Source organism: Holdemania filiformis DSM 12042, from assembly GCF_000157995.1.
GTDB classification, from domain to species: domain Bacteria; phylum Bacillota_I; class Bacilli_A; order Erysipelotrichales; family Erysipelotrichaceae; genus Holdemania; species Holdemania filiformis.
Map to the genome: position 1 here is coordinate 34,198 of NZ_GG657555.1, position 4,423 is coordinate 38,620.

Below are 4,423 nucleotides of genomic sequence, written 5' to 3' on the forward strand. Positions count from 1 at the left end.
GAAAAACTGGCGTTCTTAGAAGAACTGGGAATTCCGGAATCCGGTCTGGACCGGGTGATCAAGTCCGCTTATCATTTATTAGGCCTGAAGACATACTTCACCGCCGGCGAACCGGAAGTCCGCGCCTGGACCTTCCGCGAGGGCATGACTGCGCCGGAATGCGCCGGCATTATTCATACCGATTTCCAGCGCGGTTTTATCCGTGCGGAAACGTACAGCTACGAAGATCTGATGACGTATAAGAGCGAAACTGCTTTAAAAGAAGCCGGCAAGCTGCGGCTGGAAGGCAAGGAATACATCGTGCAGGACGGCGATGTCATGCATTTCCGCTTCAACGTCTGATCGGACTGTGAAAGTTGGCCGCTGAAGCTAACGAACATCCTGGTTGATTCCAGGATTTTTTTTTGGGTGTTGATCTGCGGCAATGAGCTGTTTTGTTAGGAAAATAATGGAAAGCCTCGCAACGATACGCCGATATTGTTCAATCCCGACGGTTTTTGCCCGGCACTCAACGGGTTATTCCTTGTCATGCGGCAAGGGTCTATGGTAAAATTAACTTGACAGGTTGGTACATAAAAAATGAATCCACAAACAGCGCAGAAAAAAACCAAAATTGCGATCATAGGAATTTGCCTGTGCTTTTTATTGGGCAGTCTGGGCTATGTTCATTATATGCGCACCCAGAGCGAGCAGGACAGTGTTCAATATCTGAACAATGCCGCGGCGCAGCTGCAGAACACGCTGATCAAGCAGATCGACGGTGATTTTCAAACCCTGGAAGCGCTGGCGATCGTTATCGGCGAAACAGGGATTGACGACGCCGACAGGATGATCGACATTTTGGAAACCATTAATAATCAGAATCAGTTCGTTCGGATGGGGTATGCAGATCTGAGCGGCAATGCGGATCTGGTCGATATCCGCAGCAACCACCATTTGAAAAAACAGGTAAGTCAGGATCCTTTTTTTCAGCAGACGCTGGCGGAAGGCCGCAGTCTGTCGGATCCGCAGCTGGATGAGGGAGAAGAATGGGTCGGCAGTTACGGCATGTTGATCAAAAACAATGCCGGCGAGCCGATCGGGGTTTTGATTGCGGAGAATCTGATCGACGTATATCGTTCCATTCTTGACGCTCCGCTGCTCAACGGCGAGGGATACAGTCTGCTTGTCGATGAAACCGGCACCGTCCTGATGCGCCCGCATCGTGAGCTGCCGGCGGAGAAACAGACGCTGACGGAGCTGGGCCAATTTACGGAAAAAACGCTGGATACGCTGCAGAACTGGCTGGCTAACGGGCATTCCGGAAGTTTGCGTTATCGCTCTTTAGCCGGGGAACAAGCCATCGCGCAGCTAATCCCGCTGGGGGTGAACCGCTGGTATCTGTTCAGTGGGGTGCCGACGGCGGCGCTGCATAAAAATTACGCTAAGACCTCGCTGGGCATGACGATCATCATCACCCTGGCTGCGTTGATCTTTTTAATGTTGATGAGCTGGCAGAGCCGCAGCATGCAGGCGAACCAGCGAGCGCTGGAAACGTTGGCGTATCAGGATCCGCTGACGGGAGACCGCAATTTTGCTTCGTTCCAGAAGGAGGTGCCGGCGCTGATCAAAAGCGGCTGCACGGTTTGGTACTGCGATATCAAAAAGTTTAAATATTTCAACGATTTGTTCGGCTATGAACAGGGCGACGCCCTGCTGCGCGATTTCTCCACGGTCGTGAAAGCGTCGCTGAAGGATGACGAGCTGTTCTGCCGGGTGTCCGGCGATAATTTTGCCGGTTTGCGTCAAACCGCGGATCCTCAGCGTCTGGCGAGCTGGTTCAATCAGCTGCTGGCACAGCTTGATCAACAGATGAACGAGCATTCGGCGCTTGTCCATCTGGAGCTGTGTATGGGCTTTTTCCCGGTCATGGAAGAAGAATTGAACCTGTCGGTCAACGAAATGGTCAACCGCGCCAACATTGCCCATCGTTCCGTCAAAGACCAGCCGGGCGATCAGTTCGCGTTCTTTACGCCGCAGCTCAGGGCGCAGACGCTGCGGGAATCCGAGCTGGAAGCCCAGGCGAAAAAAGCACTGGCGCGCGGAGAATTTGAAGTGTACGTGCAGGGCAAGGTCAATATTCAGCAGAACTGCCGGATTGTCGGCGGCGAATGTCTGGCCCGCTGGATTCATCCGGAAAAAGGATTGATTCCGCCCGATCAGTTCATTCCGCTGTTTGAGCATAACGGCATGATCACCCAGCTTGACCGGCTGATGTTTGAAAAGGCCTGCGCGTGGCTGCACGATTATCTGGAAGCAGGACGCCCGCCGATCAACCTGGCGGTCAACGTATCGCGGCTGGATTTGTTCCAGGACGATTTCCTCGACTGGTATACGGCGGTGAAGCGGCGTTATGCGATTCCTGATGGTCTGCTGGAACTGGAATTCACCGAAAGCGTCATGTTGAAAGATGACCAGATCTTTCTGCAGATCGTGGAAGAACTGCGGGAGCGGGGATTTATTTGTTCGCTCGATGATTTCGGCAGCGGTTATTCCTCACTGAACATCTTGAAAAATCTGCCGATTCAGGTGCTGAAGCTCGACATTCTGTTTTTCCGCAAATCCGTGGATATCGCCCGCGAACGCATTATTATCCGCAATATTCTGACAATGGCGCACGAGCTGCAGATGAAAACGATAGCGGAAGGTGTGGAAACGGCAGAGCAGGTGGAATTCCTGAAGGCTGCCGGCTGTGATATCGTGCAGGGCTACGTCTATTTCAAACCTATGCCGCTGGCGGATTTCGATCAGGTGCTGCAGGCGGAACTCGATCAGCCGCAGGGCTGCCAGGAGTCCGGAGTGGAAGTCTGAAGGAAACGATGCAGAACATAAAAACCCACTTCCAGTGGGTTTTGTTTTCCATAAGGATGCCGATATTATTTTGTTTCTGAGTTAAATTTCAAATGTAACGGGGGTTTCTTGCCGAGGAAGGTCTTTCTAATCCTATTCCGGATTTAACCGAGTCGCATTGGAGCTTAACAATCTTTGTCGGTAAACGGAAGGCGAACAACCGATATATTTATGGAAACAGGCTGAAAAATAATCGGCGTTCGCAAAGCCCAGTTGCTGAGCGATCACCTTGATCGGGAAATCTGGATTGCTTAAGTATTCCTGCGCTAAATGCAGGCGGTATTCCAAAATGAAGTTTTGCGGCGATTGCGAGGTGTGTTCTTTGAACAGCTTATACAGATAGATTTCACTGATGTTCAAACTGTCCGCCACTTCTTTGACGGTCAAATGATCGCCGATGTGCTGATAGACATAGCTGACGGCCCGGCTGATCAGATAGCGGGTCGAGGAAAGGGTGACCGGCTGCAAATCTCGCACGGCTTCCCCTTGCTGAGCCATCCGCACCATTTTGATCAGCAGCGAACAAAACAGATTTTGAACGATCAGACTGGAACCCAGCTGCGGCTGCGCGGCTTCGTCGAAGATTCGCTCAAATAAATAGCGGAGGATCTGCCGTTCGTTATCGCGCACCTGATAAAACGGAAACCACTCCAGTAACCGCGTCATAAATTCATCCCGCATTGTCAGATTGCTGACGTCAAAGTTGATAAAATAAGTTTCCACTTCTTCTTTGGGGTTGGCTTGCGTCAGAATTCCCCGCGGAGGAATGATCACAGCGTGTCCGGCATGGACGGGAAACGCCTGATCGTCGATCAGGAACAAGGCTTCGCCGCGCACGACATAATTGACGCGGAATAAATGAACATAGGACTGTGGATTTTCCTCAGCTTGAGCCAGAATACATCCGGCTTGGAAAGCTTTCAGCCGATAATGATATAAACGCTGGCTCAGCGGATCCGGCGGGATGGCGTATTGCGAGATTTCATTTGTCATTTCCGTTCACTTCCTTAAAATCAGTATAACAGAATTTGACGGAAAGATCGTAAAGATAACCAAGAACAAAAGAATCCTGTTTCAAAAAATAATAAGGAATGCAAAGGACGCAGGGAACTCATAAGGAGAAGGAATTTGCGTCATTTCCGCTTAACGATATTTCCTTTGTCAAGAAGAACTATGATCCAGAGGATTAACCAGGAAATCCAAGCGGATGATGTTCAACGAGCCGCAAACAACTGCGATCCAACAGAATACCTTACCTAGGAAGACTTTGAGAATACCTGATTTTAGACGGATTTCAGAGGCCGCCTGCAGTTTTTAGCGGAGCTGTTTTTCTCTTCTCTCCTTCCTCCCTGACGGGTAAAATTACGAACCCTGAGCGCGATAAAATTTATAAAAAGCGCTTGAAATAACTCAAGAATGGAATATACTATAGGCGTAGGGACGCTTGAGAAAGCGATACCCGTCAGACACTATCTCTTATTTGAGAAGTGGTGGACAGATAAGCGCTGGACTTCTGGGTGAGATGACACAGCGC

General features: G+C 50.4%; 3 protein-coding genes. 2 read left to right on the forward strand and 1 reads right to left on the reverse strand.

The window, feature by feature from the left end:
* Both HOLDEFILI_RS05455 and HOLDEFILI_RS05460 read left to right on the forward strand, forming a co-directional pair.
* Positions 1-342, forward strand: a 342-nt coding sequence (locus tag HOLDEFILI_RS05455) for a DUF933 domain-containing protein (RefSeq protein WP_006058511.1), incomplete at its 5' end; no start/stop codon positions are given.
* A 237-nt stretch (positions 343-579) separates the two neighbouring features.
* Complete coding sequence (locus HOLDEFILI_RS05460) at positions 580-2,850, forward strand: bifunctional diguanylate cyclase/phosphodiesterase (protein WP_006058512.1); 2,271 nt, start codon at positions 580-582, stop codon at positions 2,848-2,850.
* Positions 2,851-2,982: 132 nt separating this feature from the next.
* Here the strand turns inward: HOLDEFILI_RS05460 and HOLDEFILI_RS05465 are convergent, their stop codons facing one another.
* Entirely contained in the window at positions 2,983-3,882 is a 900-nt protein-coding gene (locus HOLDEFILI_RS05465; RefSeq protein WP_006058514.1) for a helix-turn-helix transcriptional regulator, read from the reverse strand.
* Positions 3,883-4,423: the final 541 nt, after the last annotated feature.